Raw genomic sequence first — 19,048 nt, forward strand, 5'->3', positions numbered from 1 at the left:
ACTTATTCGTTGTTGCAGGAGGCACCGTAATTTATGTCGTCATTTGACTATATCAAGACCGCTATCCGCCAGAAGGGCTGCACTCTGCAGCAGGTGGCGGAAGCCAGCGGTATGACCAAGGGCTATTTAAGTCAGCTGCTGAATGCCAAAATCAAAAGCCCCAGCGCGCAAAAGCTGGAAGCGCTGCATCGCTTTCTGGGGCTCGAATTTCCGCGGATGCAGAAGAACATCGGTGTGGTGTTCGGCAAGTTTTATCCGCTGCACACCGGCCATGTCTACCTGATCCAGCGCGCCTGTAGCCAGGTGGACGAACTGCATATCATCATGGGCTACGATGACACGCGCGACCGCGAGCTGTTCGAAGCCAGCGCCATGTCCCAGCAGCCGACCGTTTCCGATCGCCTGCGCTGGCTGCTGCAGACCTTTAAGTATCAGAAAAATATCCGTATCCATGCCTTCAACGAAGAGGGCATGGAGCCTTATCCCCACGGCTGGGACGTGTGGAGCAACGGCATAAAAGCCTTTATGGAAGAGAAGGGCATCCAGCCTAACTTTATCTACACCTCTGAAGAGTCCGATGCCTCGCAGTATCCCCAGCATCTGGGCACCGAAACGGTGCTGATCGATCCTAAACGCACCTTTATGAACATCAGCGGGGCGCAGATCCGTGAAAACCCATTCCGCTACTGGGAGTACATTCCGACGGAAGTGAAGCCGTTCTTTGTGCGCACCGTGGCGATCCTCGGCGGGGAGTCCAGCGGCAAATCCACGCTGGTGAACAAGCTGGCGAACATCTTCAACACCACCAGCGCCTGGGAGTATGGCCGGGACTATGTCTTCTCGCACCTCGGCGGGGATGAGATGGCGCTCCAGTATTCCGACTACGACAAAATTGCGCTCGGGCATGCCCAGTACATTGATTTTGCCGTGAAATATGCCAACAAAGTGGCCTTTGTCGATACCGATTTCGTTACCACTCAGGCGTTCTGTAAAAAGTACGAAGGGCGCGAGCATCCGTTTGTGCAGGCGCTGATCGACGAATACCGCTTTGACCTGGTGATCCTGCTGGAGAACAACACCCCGTGGGTGGCCGATGGGATGCGCAGCCTGGGCAGCTCGGTGGACCGTAAAGAGTTCCAGACCATGCTGGTAGAGATGCTTCAGGCGAACAATATCGATTTTGTGCATGTGGAAGAGGCGGATTATGATGCCCGATTCCTGCGCTGCGTGGAGCTGGTGAAAGAGATGATGGGGGAGAAGGGATAGGTCCCCTCACCCTGGCCCTCAGCCCACGGGGAGAGGGTACAAATATAAAAAAACGGCAACCTGTTGGTTGCCGTTTTGCGTTTTATTTCGAGATACGCTTGTACTTGATACGCTTCGGCTCCAGCGCGTCGGCGCCCAGGGTGCGTTTCTTGTACTCTTCGTATTCGGTGAAGTTACCTTCGAAGAACTCCACTTTCCCTTCATCCTGATAATCCAGAATGTGGGTCGCGATACGGTCGAGGAACCAACGGTCGTGCGAGATAACCATCGCGCAGCCCGGGAACTCCAGCATGGCGTTTTCCAGCGCACGCAGGGTTTCGATGTCGAGGTCGTTGGTGGGTTCATCGAGCAGCAGAACGTTACCGCCAACCTGCAGCAGTTTCGCCAGGTGCAGACGACCACGCTCACCGCCGGACAGCTCGCCCACGCGTTTACCCTGATCAACACCTTTGAAGTTGAAGCGGCCCACGTAGGCACGGCTTGGCATCTCGGTGTTGCCGATACGCATGATATCCTGCCCGCCGGAGACTTCTTCCCACACGGTTTTGCTGTCATCCATCGCGTCACGGAACTGGTCAACGGAGGCCAGCTTCACGGTATCACCCAGGGTGATGGTGCCGCTGTCAGGGGATTCCTGACCGGACATCATGCGGAACAGGGTCGATTTACCCGCACCGTTCGGACCGATGATGCCCACGATCGCGCCTTTCGGTACTGAGAAGCTCAGATCGTCGATCAGCACGCGGTCGCCGTAGGATTTACGCAGGTTGCTCACTTCAACCACTTTGTCACCCAGACGGGCTCCAGGTGGAATGAACAGTTCGTTGGTTTCGTTACGTTTCTGGTATTCGGTGTTGTTCAGCTCTTCAAAGCGTGCCAGACGGGCCTTGCCCTTAGACTGACGGCCTTTCGCGCCCTGACGAACCCACTCCAGCTCTTTCTCAATCGACTTGCGACGAGCGGCTTCCTGAGAAGCTTCCTGCGCCAGACGCTGATCTTTCTGCTCCAGCCAGGAGGAGTAGTTACCTTCCCACGGAATGCCTTCACCGCGGTCCAGCTCGAGGATCCAGCCCGCAACGTTATCGAGGAAGTAACGGTCGTGGGTGATCGCCACCACGGTGCCTTCGAAGTCGTGCAGGAAGCGTTCCAGCCAGGCGACGGATTCCGCATCCAGGTGGTTAGTCGGTTCGTCGAGCAGCAGCATGTCTGGTTTTTCCAGCAGCAGACGGCACAGCGCGACGCGGCGGCGTTCACCACCGGACAGTTTTTCAATTTTGGCATCCCAGTCTGGCAGACGCAGGGCATCGGCCGCGCGCTCCAGCTGTACGTTCAGGTTGTGACCGTCATGTGCCTGGATGATCTCTTCAAACTTGCCCTGCTGAGCCGCGAGCTTATCGAAGTCCGCATCCGGCTCGGCGTACTTCGCGTACACCTCATCCAGACCTTTCAGCGCGTTAACCACTTCGGCCACGGCTTCTTCGACGGATTCACGCACGGTGTGCTCCGGGTTCAGCTTCGGTTCCTGCGGCAGGTAACCGATTTTGAGGCCAGGCTGTGGACGGGCTTCACCTTCGATGTCTGTATCGATGCCCGCCATGATGCGCAGCAAGGTGGACTTACCGGCACCGTTGAGACCCAGAACACCGATTTTTGCGCCCGGGAAGAAGCTCAGCGAGATATTTTTGAGAATATGACGTTTCGGCGGAACCACTTTGCCGACACGATGCATGGTATAAACGAATTGAGCCACGTTGGACTTCGCCTCTTTTATCGTAATGAGAATAGTGGCGAAGTGTAGCCTTTTTCCCTCTCTAATCCCAGCTATCGACTGCGGGAGTGTTAAAGCGCGCAAGAAAGGTAAAAATGTGTCCGTAACGTGGCGCGTTAAGGGATGCCTGGTTAGCATAAGTTAATTACGCTTTTGCGCGGCACGATGCTGCATTTAATGACGATTAACAGAGGACGAGCGTGTGGTAAAAGCCAAACAGGTGGCCTGGCGAATGCTTGCTGCCAGCGTATGCGTGCTGACCATCAGCAGCGTGGCGCGAGCCGATTCACTGGATGAACAACGTAACCGCTATGCCCAGATCAAGCAGGCGTGGGATCAGCGACAGATGGAGACGGTGCAGGCCCTGATGCCGACGTTGAAAGCGTATCCGCTGTACCCCTATCTGGAATACCGGCAGCTGACCGACGATCTGATGAACCAGCCGACGATCACCGTCAAAAACTTTATTCAGGCCAACCCGACGCTGCCGCCCGCGCGCACGTTGCAGTCGCGCTTTGTGAACGAGCTGGCGCGTCGTGAAGACTGGCGCGGCCTGCTGGCCTTCAGCCCCGAGAAGCCGGGCACTACCGAAGCGCAGTGTAACTACTACTATGCGAAGTGGGCGACGGGTCAGCAGGAAGAGGCCTGGAATGGCGCTAAAGAGCTGTGGCTCACCGGTAAAAGCCAGCCGAACGCCTGCGACTCGCTGTTCGGCGCCTGGCGCGCTTCCGGCAAGCAGGATCCGCTGGCTTACCTCGAACGGATCCGTCTGGCGATGAAAGCGGGCAACACCCGTCTGGTGACCACCCTCGCCGGCCAGATGCCGCCGGAGTACCAGACCATCTCCAGCGCCCTGATCCAGCTGGCAAACGATCCGAAGACGGTAATGGACTTTGCCCGTAACACCGGCTCCACCGATTTTACCCGTCAGATGGCGGCGGTGGCCTTTACCAGCGTGGCGCGGGACGACGTGGAAAACGCCCGGCTGATGATCCCCACCCTGGCCCAGGCGCAGCAGCTGAATGAGGATCAGATCCAGGAGCTACGCGATATCGTGGCGTGGCGGCTGATGGGCAACGACCTCACCGATGAACAGGCGCGCTGGCGCGATGATGCGATTATGCGCTCCCAGTCCACCTCGCTGGTGGAGCGACGCGTGCGGATGGCGCTGGGTAACGGCGATCGCCGTGGCCTGAACACCTGGCTGGCGCGGCTGCCGATGGAGGCCAAAGAGAAAGACGAGTGGCGCTACTGGCAGGCCGATCTCCTGCTGGAGCGGGGGCGCGACGACGAGGCGAAATCGATCCTGCGTGCCCTGATGCAGCAGCGTGGTTTCTATCCGATGGCGGCGGCCCAGCGGCTCGGCGAAGAGTACAGCTTCAGGATCGATAAAGCGCCGTCCGGCGTTAATGCGGCGCTGGTGAATGGACCGGAGATGGCGCGGGTGCGCGAGCTGATGTACTGGAATATGGATAACACCGCCCGCAGCGAATGGGCGAATCTGGTCACCAGCCGCACCGTCGACGAGAAAGCCCAGCTGGCGCGCTATGCCTTCGATAACCGCTGGTGGGATCTGAGCGTGCAGGCGACGATCGCCGGCAAGCTGTGGGATCATCTCGAAGAGCGTTTCCCGCTGGCCTATAACGATCTCTTCGAACGTTATACCAGCGGGAAAGACATTCCTCAGAGCTATGCAATGGCGATTGCCCGTCAGGAGAGCGCCTGGAACCCGAAAGTGCGCTCGCCGGTGGGGGCCAGCGGGCTGATGCAGGTGATGCCTGCGACCGCCGCCCATACGGTGAAGAAGTTTAATCTCCCGGGCTACAGCAGTCCGTCGCAGCTGCTGGATCCGGAGACCAACATCAACATCGGCACCACCTATCTGCAGAGCGTTTACGATCAGTTCGGCGATAACCGCATCTTCGCCTCGGCGGCCTATAACGCCGGTCCGGGACGGGTACGCACCTGGCTTGGCAACAGCGCCGGACGCATCGACGCGGTGGCCTTTGTCGAGAGCATTCCGTTCTCGGAAACCCGCGGCTATGTGAAGAACGTGCTGGCATATGATGCTTACTATCGCTACTTCATGGGACAGAAAGATGCCCTGATGAGCGACAGTGAGTGGCAGCGACGTTACTGATCGGTGTGGGTTATGTTATGCTTGTACTCGTTTAAGAGTACAACAGGCGGCATAACATGACCCAGCATTCCCCTTATTCATCGGCTATGGCCGAACAACGTCACCAGGAGTGGCTTCGTTTTGTGGAGCTGCTTCGCCAGTCTTATGAACAGGATCTGCATCTGCCGCTGCTGCAGCTGATGCTTACCCCCGACGAGCGCGAGGCGCTGGGTACGCGGGTGCGGATCATTGAGGAGTTGCTGCGCGGCGAGATGAGCCAGCGCGAGCTGAAAAGCGAGCTGGGGGCGGGGATCGCCACCATCACCCGCGGATCGAACAGCCTGAAATCGGCGCCGGTTGAGCTGCGCCACTGGCTGGAGCAGGTGCTACTGAACAATGCCTGATCGGATTTACCCTGGGCCGGATAAGGCGAAGCCGCCATCCGGCAATGCTCCGGCAATTAACGGTAAATCGCGTTATGGAACGGGCTTAACGCCAGAATCACCGCCTGATGATAAACGCTTGAGCGCGTCAGCGCTCCGGCGGTAAAGACCCCAATCGCCCCCTCTTTACGCCCAATCTCATCGATACCCGTGTACTGCGACATCACCGGGCCGAGCGCTTCACCGTCACGTACTTTGTTCAGAATGACCTCCGGTAACGGCAGGGTGGCTGAGCGTGCTTCGCCACGCTGTTCCCGGCTTTCGATAACCACCCAGCTAAAGGTGGCCCCTTCGTCGATGCCTGCTTCGATCGCCACCCAAAAGTCCGCATCAGGACAGGCGACTCTGGCGTTAGCCACGCGGTTTCGTGCGCCAGCGCGGGTTTCCTCGCTGCCGAATGGCTGTTCCGGTACGCCGCTCTCGACGCTGACGGGCGTAATGTGGCAGGATCCTTCGCCGAAGATCTCGTCGAATGCTCTTAGAATTGCCTGAATTTTGGCAGGATTAGTGGTAGCAGAGACAACCTGGTGCATAATTAAGCCTAACTCTAAAAATATCATCGCAGTATAACGGAAAAAAAGCATGTTACAGGTATACCTTGTTCGCCACGGTGAAACGCAGTGGAACGCCGAGCGACGTATTCAAGGCCAGTCAGACAGTCCACTTACTGCCAAGGGCGAAGAACAGGCCCGTCAGGTAGGCGAACGCGCCAGAACGCTGGGCATTACCCACATCATCGCCAGCGATTTAGGTCGCACGCGACGCACAGCAGAGATTATCGCGCAGGCCTGCGGCTGCGATGTCACTGTCGATGCCCGTCTGCGCGAGCTTGATATGGGGGTGCTGGAAAAGCGTCTTATCGATAGCCTCACCGAAGAGGAAGAGGCATGGCGCCGCACGCTGGTTAACGGCTCTGAAGATGGCCGTATACCTCAGGGCGAATCAATGCAGGAGATGAGCGAGCGTATGCACGCGGCGCTGGCGGCCTGTCTGGATCTGCCCGAGGGCAGTCGACCGCTGCTGGTGAGTCACGGCATGGCGCTGGGCTGCCTGGTCAGTACGATTCTGGGGCTGCCGGCCTGGGCCGAGCGTCGTCTGCGTCTGCGTAACTGCTCGCTTTCCCGCATCGACTATCAGCAGAGTCCGTGGCTGGCATCAGGCTGGATTGTGGAGATGGCAGGGGATATCTCGCATCTCGATGCCCCTGCGTTAGATGAGCTACAGCGTTAACGGCGAACCGGAATCAGGTATTCGCAGCGCAAATCGATTGGGCGTTCGTCCGGCTTCACATCCGTTGACGGATAGTAACGCTCAATATCCTGACCCTTTCTGCGATTGAGGTTCAGCATCGGCATGCAGGTCCCGTAGACCGTCATGATAAAGTCCTGCACGCCGGTACCCAGCCCTTCATAGGTGAACATCACGTATTCACCGCCTTCCACCACCACCGGTTTCGAGCCCTGGATATAGCCGTTGGCCATCTCAGGCGTTAACGCCGTGGTGTAGAAGACCTCCTGTTCGTCATCTTTTTCCAGACTCGGCCGGGTCTCGTTCAGACCATACAGCAATGGCGGAATGGCCGGTGCGTGGCTGAGGAAATCCCGCCAGAACTGGACGCGCATCTGGTGACGGACCTCGGAGATCTGCTCCAGCGAGCAGGAGTAGCTTTGGGTGGTCCCAATCAAATGGGTATCCGGCAGAGTGACCATCTCGTGCTTCGGCAGCTCGAATTCGCCCAGACGCAGCGGCGGACGCATCCCGAAGGAGCTCCAGTCCGGCGAGCGGCGATAGAGTGCAGGGGTCAGGGAGAACTGTTTTTTGAACGCACGGGTAAAGGTCTGCTGCGAATCAAAACGATACTGTAAGGCGATGTCCAGAATAGGACGCGCAGTCAGGCGCAGCGCCACGGCGGATTTGGACAGTCGACGCGCGCGGATATAAGCGCCGATGGCGTGACCGGTGACATCCTTGAACATCCGTTGTAAGTGCCACTTAGAATATCCCGCTTTTGCCGCCACATTATCGAGTGACAAAGGCTGGTCCAGATGGCCTTCCAGCCAGGTAAGAAGATCGCGAATAATTCCAGCCTGATCCATATACTATCCTCATCCTTAATACAGCAGACACCCTGCTAACAGGTTAGCGGATAATAGCATTTTTTGATGTTTTAGCATTCAGTGTTTTTTTTGCGCTTAAATGCGCTTTACCCCCTGTTCTGGGGGAATATATTCTAATCCTGTGATCTTGCTACTTTTTTCTCGCGATTGTTGAATAATGACGCAATGTAATTTTCAAATATGGTAACAATATGAAATACAAGACATTGATCCTCACCACGCTGCTGTTATTAACCGGTCATGCCGCACAGGCAGAAGAAATTGGTTCCGTTGATACCGTATTTAAGGTTTTCGGGCCCGACCATAAAATTGTCGTTGAAGCCTTTGACGATCCCGATGTGAAAAATGTGACCTGTTATATCAGTCGCGCCAAAACAGGCGGGATTAAAGGCGGGCTGGGGCTGGCGGAAGACACCTCCGACGCGGCGATCTCCTGTCAGCAGGTTGGGCCGGTTGAGCTGAGCGATAAGATCAAAAACGGCAAGTCGCAGGGCGAAGTGGTGTTCCAGAAACGCACCTCGCTGGTGTTCAAAAAACTGCAGGTCGTGCGTTTCTATGATGCGAAGCGTAACGCCCTGGCCTATCTGGCCTACTCGGATAAGGTCGTGGAAGGGTCACCGAAAAACGCCCTTAGCGCAGTGCCGATTATGCCGTGGCATTAATTCAGGGATAGCCCATGCAACAACCTGTGGTCTGGCTGGTTGAAGACGAAATCAGTATCGCCGAGACGCTGATCTACATGCTTCAGCAGGAGGGATTTGCGGTAAAGGCCTTCGAACGCGGCCTGCCCGTGCTGGAGGAGGTACGCCGGCAGATCCCGGCGCTCGCTATTCTGGATGTCGGCCTGCCGGATATCAGCGGCTTTGAGCTGTGCCGCCAGCTGCTGGCGCAGCATCCCGCGCTGCCGGTGCTGTTCCTGACCGCCCGCAGCGATGAGGTGGATAAGCTGCTTGGGCTGGAGATCGGGGCGGATGATTACGTCGCCAAACCCTTCTCGCCCCGGGAAGTGTGCGCCCGGGTGCGCACCATCTTACGGCGGCTGCAAAAATCTACCGCGCCGTCTGAGGTCGTCCGTATCGGCCAGTTTGAACTGAACGAACCCGCCGCCCGCATCAGCTGGTGCGGAGAGCCGTTGCCGCTGACGCGCTACGAGTTTCTGCTGCTCAAAACGCTGCTGCAGTCGCCGGGCCGGGTCTATTCTCGTCAGCAGCTGATGGATAAAGTCTGGGGAGAGGAGGGCGACAGCTTCGATCGCACCGTGGATACCCATATCAAGACCCTGCGTGCCAAGCTGCGGGCGGTAAATGATCAGCTTTCCCCTATCAGCACCCACCGGGGTATGGGCTACAGTCTGGGATTGTATTAATGCGCATCGGCATGCGGCTGTTGCTGGGGTACTTCCTGATTGTGGCCATCGCCGCGTGGTTTGTGCTGTCGATCTTTGTCCAGGAGGTAAAGCCCGGCGTGCGCAGGGCCACGGAAGGGACCCTGATCGACACCGCCACGCTGCTGGCTGAAGTCGGGCGGGACGATTTACTCTCGGGAGATGCGCAGCAGGGCAAGCTGGCGCAGGCCTTTTCGCAGCTTCATCAGCGACCCTTTCGCGCCAACATCAGCGGTATTCACAAAGTGCGCAACGAGTATCACGTCTACATGACCGATGCCCGTGGCCGGGTGGTGTTTGATTCCGCCGGGCTGGCCGTAGGGCAGGATTACTCGCGCTGGAACGACGTCTGGCTGACCCTGCGGGGAGAATATGGTGCCCGCAGCACCCCGGGTAATCCGCAGGATCCCGAGAGTACGGTGATGTACGTGGCCGCGCCGGTGGTCGACGGGGGCAAAATTATCGGCGTGCTGTCAGTCGGCAAACCCAACAGCGCGATGGCACCGGTTATCAGGCGCAGCGAGCGGCGGATCCTGTGGGCCGGTGGGGCGCTGCTGGGCATTGCGTTGCTGATTGGCCTGGCGGTGGCCTGGTGGATCAACCGTTCGATTCACACCCTGTCGCGCTATGCTGACTCGGTCACCAGCGATACCCCGCTGCCGCTGCCCGACCCGGGTAGCAGCGAACTGCGCAAGCTGGCGCAGGCGCTGGAGAATATGCGTATTCGCCTTGAGGGGAAGAATTATATTGAGCGCTATGTCCATGCGCTTACCCACGAGCTGAAAAGCCCCCTGGCCGCGATCCGTGGCGCGGCGGAGATTCTGGCTGAACAGCCGCCTCCCCAGGTGGCCGCGCGGTTTATCGACAATATCCTGGTGCAAAATGCGCGCATGCAGTCGCTGGTGGAAAAACTTCTCGCCCAGGCGCGGCTTGAGAATCGGGTGGAGATTGTTCCGGTAAGCGTCAACCTTGACGCGCTTTTTACGCGGCTTGCCGATGCGCGCGCGGCAACGCTGGCAGCGAAAAACATCACCCTGACCCGTCAGGGCTCGGCGTGCTGCGTGGAGGGCGATCCCGACCTGCTTGAGCAGGCGCTGGGCAATTTACTGGACAATGCCATCGATTTCACCCCGCCGGGTGGAGCAATCCAGCTTGCGGCCACGGAAGATCATCAGCAGATCAACCTCACCGTGACTGACAGCGGCAGCGGGATCCCGGACTACGCGCTGGGGCGGATTTTTGAACGCTTTTACTCCCTCCCGCGCGAGAACGGGCTGAAAAGCAGCGGGCTTGGTCTGGCCTTTGTGCAGGAGGTGGCGCGTCTGCATCAGGGCAGCATTGATTTGCACAATCGACCCGCAGGCGGGGTAACGGCCACGTTAACACTTCACCGTCCCTTCACATAACTTCAAACTGGCCCCACATAGCGCAGTTAGGCTCTCCTCATCACAAAGGAGAGCTACGATGAAATCCCCCCTTTTCTGGAAAGTCACCACCCTGTTAGGGTGCATTCTGCTGTTACTCGTCCCGCTGTTTATGGTGGGTAATCTGATTTCGGAACGCGAGAGCTATCGCAACGAAGTCGAAAACACGCTGCGTCAGAGCACCAGCGGCCCGCAGCAGCTGGTGGGCCCGCTTGTCGCCATTCCGGTGACGGAAACTTATTTCAAGGCTGAGGATGGAAAGCAGGTTGAATATAAGAAGCGCTACATGCACTTCATTCTGCCGGAGTCGCTACAGGTCAACGGCAATCAGCACGTTGAGACGCGAAGCATCGGGATCTATGACGGGCAGATCTGGAACACCGAGCTTAAAATCAATGCCCGCTTTACGCTCGAGGAGCTGGATCAGCTTAAGGGGGAAACCATGACCCTGGGACAACCTTTTATCGTGGTTGGCGTGGGCGATTCACGAGGCATTGGCGCGGTCAGCGTTTCAAAAATCAACGGTGAGACGTTAAGCATTGAGCCCGGAGCGGGCGTTTACGGATCGTTATCCGGCATTCACATCCCGCTGAGTAATAAAGCGCTGGAGGCTAAAAGCTTCCCGCTGGAGATGTCTTTGAACCTGACCGGCACCGGCAGCTTTGCGGTGGTGCCGGTGGGGCGGAACAGCGCCATGACCCTCAACAGCAACTGGCCGCATCCGGGCTTTATGGGCAACTACCTGCCGGTTAAACATCAGATTAGCGATTCCGGTTTCCAGGCGAACTGGCAGAGCAGCTGGTTCGCCAATAACCTCGGCGGCTGGTTCAACGATAACGAGGTGCCTGAATGGCGTGCGATCCCGGCCTTTAGCGTAACGGTCGCCACCCCTGCGGATCAGTATCAGCTCACGGACCGTGCGATTAAGTACGCCATTCTGCTGATTGCCCTGACCTTTATGGCGTTCTTTGTCTTCGAGACCTTAACCGGGCTGCGCCTGCACCCGATGCAGTATCTGCTGGTCGGGCTGTCGCTGGTGCTGTTCTATCTGGTGCTGCTGGCGATGTCAGAACATGTTGGCTTTACGCCCGCCTGGATTATTGCCAGCCTGGTGGGGGCCGCCATGAACGGGGTGTACCTGCAGGCGGTGCTGAAAAGCTGGAAGCGCAGCGGCATCTTTGTACTGGCGCTGCTGGGGCTGGACGTGGTGATGTGGTTCCTGCTGCGATCGGAGGACAGCGCACTGCTGCTGGGTTCGGCCGTACTGGCGCTGGCGTTGTTTGCGGTAATGTATCTTACCCGTCACTTTGACTGGTATTCGCTCTCCCAGCCCAAACGCCCGCAGCCACCCGCGGAGGCGGATAAAGAGACGATGCGGTTGTGGAAATAAATAACGGCGCGAAAGCGCCGTTTTTTTATGACTGAAGTGCGGGATTACTCCTGCAAATCACCGCAGAAACGATAGCCTTCACCATGGATGGTGGCGATGATTTCCGGGGTATCCGGCGTGGATTCGAAGTGTTTACGAATACGGCGGATGGTGACGTCAACGGTACGGTCGTGCGGCTTCAGCTCGCGGCCGGTCATTTTTTTCAGCAGTTCTGCACGGGACTGGATCTTGCCCGGGTTTTCGCAGAAGTGCAGCATGGCGCGGAATTCACTGCGCGGCAGTTTATACTGGTCACCCTGTGGGCTCACCAGGGAACGGCTATTGATATCAAGTTCCCAACCGTTGAATTTGTAGCTGTCAACGCTACGACGCTCTTCGCTGACCGTGCCCAGGTTCATGGTACGGGACAGCAGGTTGCGTGCACGAATGGTTAACTCGCGAGGGTTAAACGGTTTGGTGATGTAGTCATCCGCACCGATTTCCAGGCCAAGAATTTTATCAACTTCGTTGTCGCGGCCGGTCAGGAACATTAACGCAACGTTCGCCTGCTCACGCAGCTCGCGTGCCAGCAGAAGGCCGTTTTTACCCGGCAGGTTAATGTCCATGATGACCAGGTTGATATCATTTTCAGAAAGGATCTGATGCATCTCTGCGCCATCGGTCGCTTCAAAGACATCGTAGCCTTCTGCTTCGAAAATGCTCTTTAACGTGTTGCGTGTTACCAACTCGTCTTCAACGATAAGAATGTGCGGGGTCTGCATGTTTGCTACCTAAATTGCCAACTAAATCGAAACAGGAAGTACAAAAGTCCCTGACCTGCCTGATACATGCCACAAATTAACATGACCGGCGTAACGTGACTAAAGTACGTAATTGCGTTCTTGATGCACTTTCCATCAACGTCAACAACATCATTAGCTTGGTCGTGGGTACTTTCCCTCTGGACCCGACAGTGTCAAAAACGGCTGTCATCCTAACCATTTTAACAGCAACATAACAGGTTAAGAGACACCGGACACCCAATAAAACTACGCTTCGTTGACATATATCAAATTCAATTGTAGCACGTTAACAGTTTGATGAAATCATCGTAGCGGATTGGTAGCCTTTGTCACATTTTTTCAATAAACCAACCAGTTGCGTTCATTAATTAATAAACAAGGCGAATCCAATGTCAACACCCATCACAGGAAAGTATTATCATTATTAAACATAAGGATAAGTGCTATTCTTTAACATTGCCGAATAAAGTTCATTAATGAAATAGTTTAGCGATTTTAAATTGTAGTGAAACGCGATTTCGGTGATTTGTGTTGCAATTTTGTAAATTCGCGTCGCGTAATATGATGATGTCCATCACATTTTTATCGGCTAACTGCTTAAAAAGAGAGCATAAATGCATTTGTCAATCGTACTGGTATCCCCCGCAAGAGCAGAAAACATCGGTGCCGCAGCACGGGCTATGAAGACCATGGGGTTTACCGATTTACGTATCGTTGCCAGTGACGCACATCAGGATCCGGCGGCACGGCGTGTGGCGCACGGCTCGGGAGATATTCTCGATAATTTAAAAACTTACGAAACGCTCGCGGATGCGCTGCACGATATTTCGTTTACGGTTGCTACCACCGCCCGCGGCCGTTCTAAGTTTCATTATTACGCCACGCCGGCTGAACTGGTGCCGCTGATGGCGGAGAAAAGCCAGTGGATGCCAAAGATGGCGCTGGTGTTTGGCCGCGAAGATTCCGGTCTGACCAACGACGAACTGGCCCTCGCAGACGTGTTGACCGGCGTGCCGATGGTGGCGGATTACCCGTCCCTGAATTTAGGTCAGGCGGTGATGGTCTATTGCTATCAATTAGCCTCTCTGATGCAAATGCCGGTTGCGCCGGTGGCGGAGGTAGATGAAAACCAGCTTGCCGCGTTACGTGCGCGTACCGATCGCCTGCTGGACTCGCTGAATGTCGCCGACGATCAAAAAATGGTGGAGTGGCTACAGCAGCGGTTGGGTCTGCTGGCGCAGCGAGACACGGCCATGTTGCACCGATTGCTGCACGATATCGAAAAAAAGCTCGCAGAGTAAACGTCTGTCATAGCTTTTAGTTATGGTTAAAGATTCCAGTTTATGGGTTGCATACGGCCCGATCCGGGCAGAAATAAAATGTCAGACAGCGAGACGTGACAGGGTCGGGAAAGGCGCTTAAATCAGAAATTCGTTGACTTAGCGGCACGTATGCTTTAACCAATAGAGGTAGACAGCACAGACAGATAATAATGACAGAGTACACAACATCCATGAAACGCATCAGCATCACCACCATTACCACAACCATCATCATTACCACAGGTAACGGTGCGGGCTGAGGCGTACAGGAAAGAAAGAAAAAAGCCCGCACCTGAACAGTGCGGGCTTTTTTTTCGGCTAAAGATTACGAGGTAACAACCATGCGAGTGTTGAAGTTCGGCGGTACATCAGTGGCAAATGCAGAGCGATTTCTGCGTGTTGCCGACATCCTGGAGAGCAATGCCAGGCAGGGGCAGGTGGCGACGGTACTCTCTGCCCCGGCTAAAATTACCAACCACCTGGTGGCGATGATTGAAAAAACCATCGGTGGGCAGGATGCACTGGTGAACATCAGCGACGCAGAGCAGATCTTTGCTAACCTGCTGCAGGGCCTGGCGGATGCCCAACCCGGCTTTCCGCATGCTCAGCTGAAAGCTTTTGTTGAGCAAGAGTTTGCCCAGATTAAACACGTTCTGCATGGTATCAGCCTGTTGGGCCAGTGCCCGGACAGCATTAACGCGGCGCTGATCTGCCGCGGTGAAAAACTCTCTATCGCCATTATGGCGGGCCTGCTGGAAGCGCGTGGCCATAACGTCACCGTTATCGATCCTGTCGAAAAACTGCTCGCTGTTGGCCATTACCTCGAATCAACCGTAGATATTGCCGAATCTACCCGTCGCATTGCGGCAGGCAAAATTCCTGCTGACCATATGATCCTGATGGCGGGCTTCACCGCCGGTAATGAAAAAGGGGAGCTGGTGGTGCTGGGCCGTAACGGCTCCGACTACTCTGCCGCCGTGCTGGCCGCCTGCCTGCGCGCCGACTGTTGCGAGATCTGGACCGACGTCGACGGCGTGTACACCTGCGACCCGCGCCAGGTGCCGGATGCCCGCCTGCTGAAGTCGATGTCTTATCAGGAGGCGATGGAGCTCTCCTACTTCGGCGCTAAGGTTCTTCACCCTCGCACCATCGCCCCTATCGCCCAGTTCCAGATCCCGTGCCTGATTAAAAACACCGGCAATCCGCAGGCACCAGGTACGTTGATTGGCGCCAGCAATGACGAAGATGGCCTGCCGGTAAAAGGCATCTCTAACCTCAACAACATGGCGATGTTTAACGTCTCCGGCCCGGGCATGAAAGGCATGGTGGGGATGGCGGCACGCGTGTTCGCCGCGATGTCGCGCAATGGCATCTCGGTAGTACTGATCACCCAGTCCTCGTCCGAATACAGCATCAGCTTCTGCGTACCGCAGATTGACTGCCTGCGTGCCCGCCGCGCGCTGGAGGAGGAGTTCTACCTCGAGCTGAAAGAAGAGCTGCTGGAGCCGATGGCCATCCAGGAGCATCTGGCGATCATCTCTGTGGTCGGGGACGGCATGCGCACCCTGCGCGGCATCTCGGCGAAATTCTTTGCCGCGCTGGCGCGGGCAAACATCAACATTGTCGCCATTGCCCAGGGCTCGTCAGAGCGCTCCATCTCCGTGGTGGTTAATAACGACGATGCTACCACCGGCGTGCGCGTCACCCACCAGATGCTGTTCAACACCGACCAGGTGATTGAGGTGTTCCTGATTGGCGTCGGCGGAGTGGGCGGTGCGTTACTGGAGCAGCTCAAGCGTCAGCAGGAGTGGCTCAAGAAAAAGCATATCGATCTGCGCGTCTGCGGCATTGCGAACTCCAGAGCGCTGCTGACCAACGTTCACGGGCTGAACCTTGAGAACTGGCAGGCAGAGCTGGCGGAGGCGAAAGAGCCGTTTAACCTGGGCCGCCTGATCCGTCTGGTGAAAGAGTACCACCTGCTGAACCCGGTGATTGTCGACTGTACCTCCCACCAGGCGGTGGCCGATCAGTATGCCGATTTCCTGCGGGAAGGCTTCCACGTGGTCACGCCGAATAAAAAGGCCAACACCTCGTCGATGGATTACTACCATCAGATGCGCCACGCGGCGGCGAAATCCCGCCGTAAGTTCCTCTACGACACTAACGTTGGCGCGGGGCTGCCGGTGATCGAAAACCTGCAAAACCTGCTCAATGCCGGGGATGAACTGCAGCGTTTCTCCGGCATCCTGTCGGGGTCGCTCTCCTTTATCTTCGGCAAGCTGGACGAAGGCATGAGCCTGTCGGAAGCGACCAAAGTGGCGCGCGAGCTGGGCTACACCGAACCGGATCCGCGTGACGACCTCTCCGGTACCGACGTGGCACGTAAGCTGCTGATCCTGGCCCGTGAAACGGGGCGTGAGCTGGAGCTGTCGGATATCGTGATCGAACCGGTTCTGCCGGAAAGCTTTGACGACTCCGGCGACGTGGCGACCTTTATGGCGAATCTGCCGCAGCTGGATGACGCCTTCGCGGCCCGCGTTGCAAAAGCCCGTGATGAAGGGAAGGTATTGCGCTATGTTGGCAACATCGAAGAAGACGGCGTCTGCCGGGTGAAGATGGCGGCGGTAGACGGTAACGATCCGCTGTTCAAAGTGAAAAATGGCGAAAACGCCCTCGCGTTTTACAGCCACTATTATCAGCCACTGCCGTTGGTGCTTCGCGGCTATGGCGCAGGGAACGATGTGACGGCGGCGGGTGTGTTTGCCGATCTGCTGCGTACCCTGTCATGGAAGTTAGGAGTTTAACATGGTCAAAGTTTATGCCCCGGCTTCCAGCGCCAATATGAGCGTTGGGTTTGATGTGCTGGGCGCGGCGGTGACGCCGGTAGATGGTTCATCGCTGGGGGATACGGTCACGGTAGAGGCCGCTGACAGTTTCAGTCTGAGCAACGTCGGGCGTTTCGCCAGCAAGCTGCCAACCGATCCGCGTGAGAATATCGTTTATCAGTGCTGGGAGCGTTTTTGTCAGGAGATCGGTAAAAACGTGCCGGTCGCCATGACCCTCGAAAAAAGCATGCCGATTGGCTCCGGGCTCGGCTCCAGCGCCTGTTCGGTGGTGGCCGCGCTGGTGGCGATGAATGAGCACTGCGGCAAGCCGCTGAATAACACCCGCCTGCTGGCCCTGATGGGCGAGCTTGAAGGGCGCATCTCCGGCAGCATCCATTATGATAACGTCGCCCCCTGTTTCCTGGGCGGCATGCAGCTGATGATCGAAGAGAACGGCATCATCAGCCAGCAGGTGCCAGGCTTTGACGAGTGGCTGTGGGTGCTGGCCTATCCGGGCATCAAGGTGTCGACTGCCGAAGCGCGCGCCATTCTGCCGGCGCAGTACCGCCGTCAGGACTGCATAGCGCACGGCCGTCATCTGGCGGGCTTTATTCATGCCTGCTATACCCGTCAGCCGCTGCTGGCGGCAAAACTGATGAAAGATGTGATTGCCGAGCCATACCGCACCAAACTGCTGCCGGGCTTCAACGAAGCGCGCAGCGCGGCGCTGGATATCGGTGCCCTGGCCTGCGGCATCTCCGGTTCCGGCCCAACCCTGTTTGCTCTGTGCGACAAGCCGGATACGGCGCAGCGGGTCGCTGAGTGGCTGGGGAAAAATTACCTGCAAAATCAGGAAGGCTTTGTTCATATTTGCCGTCTGGATACGGCCGGCGCACGCGTACTGGGATAAACAATGAAACTCTACAATCTTAAAGATCATAACGAGCAGGTGAGCTTTGCACAGGCCGTCACGCAGGGCTTGGGCAAAAACCAGGGGCTATTCTTCCCGCATGACCTGCCGGAGTTTGGTCTGACCGAAATCGACGAGATGCTGAAACAGGATTTCGTCACCCGCAGCACCAAAATTCTCTCCGCCTTTATCGGGGATGAGATCCCGCAGGAGCTGCTGGAAGAGCGCGTCCGCGCGGCCTTTGCTTTCCCGGCACCCGTAAGTCAGGTTGAGCCGGACGTCGGCTGTCTGGAGCTGTTCCACGGCCCGACGCTGGCGTTTAAAGATTTCGGTGGGCGCTTTATGGCGCAGATGCTGACCCATATCAGCGGCGATAAGCCAGTGACCATCCTGACCGCTACCTCCGGTGATACCGGTGCGGCAGTTGCGCATGCCTTCTATGGCCTGAAAAACGTGCGCGTGGTGATCCTCTATCCGCAGGGCAAAATCAGCCCGCTGCAGGAAAAACTGTTCTGTACCCTGGGCGGCAACATTGAAGCCGTCGCTATCGATGGCGACTTCGACGCCTGCCAGGCGCTGGTTAAGCAGGCCTTCGACGACGAAGAGCTGAAGGTGGCGCTGGGGCTGAACTCCGCGAACTCCATTAACATCAGCCGTCTGCTGGCGCAGATTTGCTACTACTTCGAAGCGGTAGCCCAGCTGCCGCAGGAAGCGCGTAACCAGCTGGTGATCTCGGTGCCGAGCGGCAACTTTGGCGACCTGACCGCGGGCCTGCTGGCGAAATCCCTGGGCCTGCCGGTGAAGCGCTTTATCGCCGCCACCAACGCCAACGACACGGTGCCGCGTTTCCTGAAAGAGGGCAAGTGGACGCCAAACACCACTCAGGCCACTCTCTCCAACGCGATGGATGTGTCACAGCCTAACAACTGGCCGCGTGTCGAAGAGCTGTTCCGCCGTAAAATCTGGCGTCTGAATGAGCTGGGCTATGCGGCGGTGACGGACGACACCACCAAAGAGACCATGCGTGAGCTGAAGCAGGTGGGCTACACCTCCGAGCCGCACGCGGCGGTGGCGTATCGCGCCCTGCGCGATCAGCTGAATCCGGGCGAGTATGGCCTGTTCCTTGGCACCGCCCATCCGGCGAAGTTTAAGGAGAGCGTGGACGAGATCCTCGGTGAGTCGCTGCCGCTGCCGAAAGAGCTGGCCGAACGTGCCGATCTGCCGCTGCTGTCGCACAACCTGCCGGCCGATTTTGCGGCGCTGCGTAAGTTGATGATGACGCGCGGGTAAGTCTGTGT

At 57.1% G+C, this 19,048-nt stretch carries 18 protein-coding genes and 1 other annotated feature; of the genes, 14 read left to right on the forward strand and 4 right to left on the reverse strand.

Going from position 1 to position 19,048, the window contains the following annotated elements; translation table 11 throughout:
- Window positions 1-33 precede the first annotated feature (33 nt).
- Window positions 34-1,266, forward strand: a complete 1,233-nt coding sequence (gene nadR, locus WFO70_RS13535) for a multifunctional transcriptional regulator/nicotinamide-nucleotide adenylyltransferase/ribosylnicotinamide kinase NadR (RefSeq protein ID WP_337016832.1) — start codon at window positions 34-36, stop codon at window positions 1,264-1,266.
- Window positions 1,267-1,348: 82 nt separating this feature from the next.
- On the opposite strand, the gene ettA is transcribed toward nadR, so the two are convergent.
- Window positions 1,349-3,016 (reverse strand): energy-dependent translational throttle protein EttA, encoded by a 1,668-nt coding sequence (gene ettA, locus WFO70_RS13540; protein ID WP_337016833.1) that lies wholly within the window; start codon window positions 3,014-3,016, stop codon window positions 1,349-1,351.
- 220 nt (window positions 3,017-3,236) lie between these two features.
- Between ettA and sltY the strand changes: the two genes are divergently transcribed.
- Together sltY and trpR are read left to right on the forward strand one after the other, a co-directional pair.
- Window positions 3,237-5,174, forward strand: coding sequence for a murein transglycosylase (sltY, locus tag WFO70_RS13545; RefSeq protein WP_337016834.1), 1,938 nt, complete (start codon window positions 3,237-3,239; stop codon window positions 5,172-5,174).
- A gap of 56 nt (window positions 5,175-5,230) precedes the next feature.
- The gene (trpR, locus tag WFO70_RS13550; protein WP_337016835.1) at window positions 5,231-5,557 is read left to right on the forward strand and encodes a trp operon repressor; all 327 of its coding nucleotides are present in this window, start codon (window positions 5,231-5,233) and stop codon (window positions 5,555-5,557) included.
- 56 nt (window positions 5,558-5,613) lie between these two features.
- On the opposite strand, the gene yjjX is transcribed toward trpR, so the two are convergent.
- Window positions 5,614-6,129, reverse strand: coding sequence for an inosine/xanthosine triphosphatase (gene yjjX / locus WFO70_RS13555; protein WP_337016836.1), 516 nt, complete (start codon window positions 6,127-6,129; stop codon window positions 5,614-5,616).
- 49 nt (window positions 6,130-6,178) lie between these two features.
- Between yjjX and gpmB the strand changes: the two genes are divergently transcribed.
- Entirely contained in the window at window positions 6,179-6,826 is a 648-nt protein-coding gene (gene gpmB, locus WFO70_RS13560; RefSeq protein ID WP_337016837.1) for a 2,3-diphosphoglycerate-dependent phosphoglycerate mutase GpmB, read from the forward strand.
- On the opposite strand, the gene robA is transcribed toward gpmB, so the two are convergent.
- The gene (gene robA / locus WFO70_RS13565; protein WP_337016838.1) at window positions 6,823-7,692 is read right to left on the reverse strand and encodes an MDR efflux pump AcrAB transcriptional activator RobA; all 870 of its coding nucleotides are present in this window, start codon (window positions 7,690-7,692) and stop codon (window positions 6,823-6,825) included. The genes gpmB and robA overlap by 4 nt on opposite strands.
- 212 nt (window positions 7,693-7,904) lie before the next feature.
- Here robA and creA point away from each other — a divergent pair, with 212 nt between their 5' ends.
- Genes creA through creD form a run of 4 tightly spaced genes read left to right on the forward strand, consistent with a single transcriptional unit; the run spans window position 7,905 to window position 11,911 of the window.
- Window positions 7,905-8,375, forward strand: a complete 471-nt coding sequence (gene creA, locus WFO70_RS13570; RefSeq protein ID WP_142488165.1) for a protein CreA — start codon at window positions 7,905-7,907, stop codon at window positions 8,373-8,375.
- Window positions 8,376-8,389: 14 nt separating this feature from the next.
- Entirely contained in the window at window positions 8,390-9,079 is a 690-nt protein-coding gene (gene creB, locus WFO70_RS13575) for a two-component system response regulator CreB (RefSeq protein ID WP_337016839.1), read from the forward strand.
- Window positions 9,079-10,503 (forward strand): two-component system sensor histidine kinase CreC, encoded by a 1,425-nt coding sequence (gene creC / locus WFO70_RS13580; protein ID WP_337016840.1) that lies wholly within the window; start codon window positions 9,079-9,081, stop codon window positions 10,501-10,503. The genes creB and creC overlap by 1 nt, the downstream gene beginning before the upstream one ends.
- A gap of 58 nt (window positions 10,504-10,561) precedes the next feature.
- Window positions 10,562-11,911: a cell envelope integrity protein CreD gene (creD, locus tag WFO70_RS13585; RefSeq protein WP_337016841.1), complete on the forward strand. Its 1,350-nt coding sequence runs from the start codon at window positions 10,562-10,564 to the stop codon at window positions 11,909-11,911.
- A gap of 44 nt (window positions 11,912-11,955) precedes the next feature.
- Here the strand turns inward: creD and arcA are convergent, their stop codons facing one another.
- Window positions 11,956-12,672, reverse strand: coding sequence for a two-component system response regulator ArcA (gene arcA, locus WFO70_RS13590; RefSeq protein ID WP_032616427.1), 717 nt, complete (start codon window positions 12,670-12,672; stop codon window positions 11,956-11,958).
- Between the two features lie 95 nt (window positions 12,673-12,767).
- Between arcA and yjjY the strand changes: the two genes are divergently transcribed.
- From yjjY to thrC, 6 genes are all read left to right on the forward strand, one after another.
- Window positions 12,768-12,908: a protein YjjY gene (gene yjjY / locus WFO70_RS13595; protein ID WP_001541509.1), complete on the forward strand. Its 141-nt coding sequence runs from the start codon at window positions 12,768-12,770 to the stop codon at window positions 12,906-12,908.
- Window positions 12,909-13,307: 399 nt separating this feature from the next.
- Complete coding sequence (locus WFO70_RS13600; protein ID WP_337016842.1) at window positions 13,308-13,994, forward strand: tRNA/rRNA methyltransferase; 687 nt, start codon at window positions 13,308-13,310, stop codon at window positions 13,992-13,994.
- 212 nt (window positions 13,995-14,206) lie between these two features.
- The gene (gene thrL, locus WFO70_RS13605) at window positions 14,207-14,275 is read left to right on the forward strand and encodes a thr operon leader peptide (RefSeq protein WP_103181027.1); all 69 of its coding nucleotides are present in this window, start codon (window positions 14,207-14,209) and stop codon (window positions 14,273-14,275) included.
- Window positions 14,214-14,331 (forward strand) — a sequence feature (Thr leader region). It overlaps the preceding gene by 62 nt.
- Window positions 14,332-14,356: 25 nt before the next feature.
- On the forward strand, window positions 14,357-16,819 hold the full coding sequence (gene thrA / locus WFO70_RS13610; protein WP_337016843.1) for a bifunctional aspartate kinase/homoserine dehydrogenase I: 2,463 nt from the start codon (window positions 14,357-14,359) through the stop codon (window positions 16,817-16,819).
- A 1-nt stretch (window position 16,820) separates the two neighbouring features.
- On the forward strand, window positions 16,821-17,750 hold the full coding sequence (gene thrB, locus WFO70_RS13615) for a homoserine kinase (protein WP_337016844.1): 930 nt from the start codon (window positions 16,821-16,823) through the stop codon (window positions 17,748-17,750).
- Between the two features lie 3 nt (window positions 17,751-17,753).
- The gene (gene thrC, locus WFO70_RS13620; RefSeq protein WP_337016845.1) at window positions 17,754-19,040 is read left to right on the forward strand and encodes a threonine synthase; all 1,287 of its coding nucleotides are present in this window, start codon (window positions 17,754-17,756) and stop codon (window positions 19,038-19,040) included.
- Window positions 19,041-19,048 lie beyond the last annotated feature (8 nt).

The organism is Leclercia sp. AS011 (assembly GCF_037152535.1).
Classification (GTDB): Bacteria; Pseudomonadota; Gammaproteobacteria; order Enterobacterales; family Enterobacteriaceae; genus Enterobacter.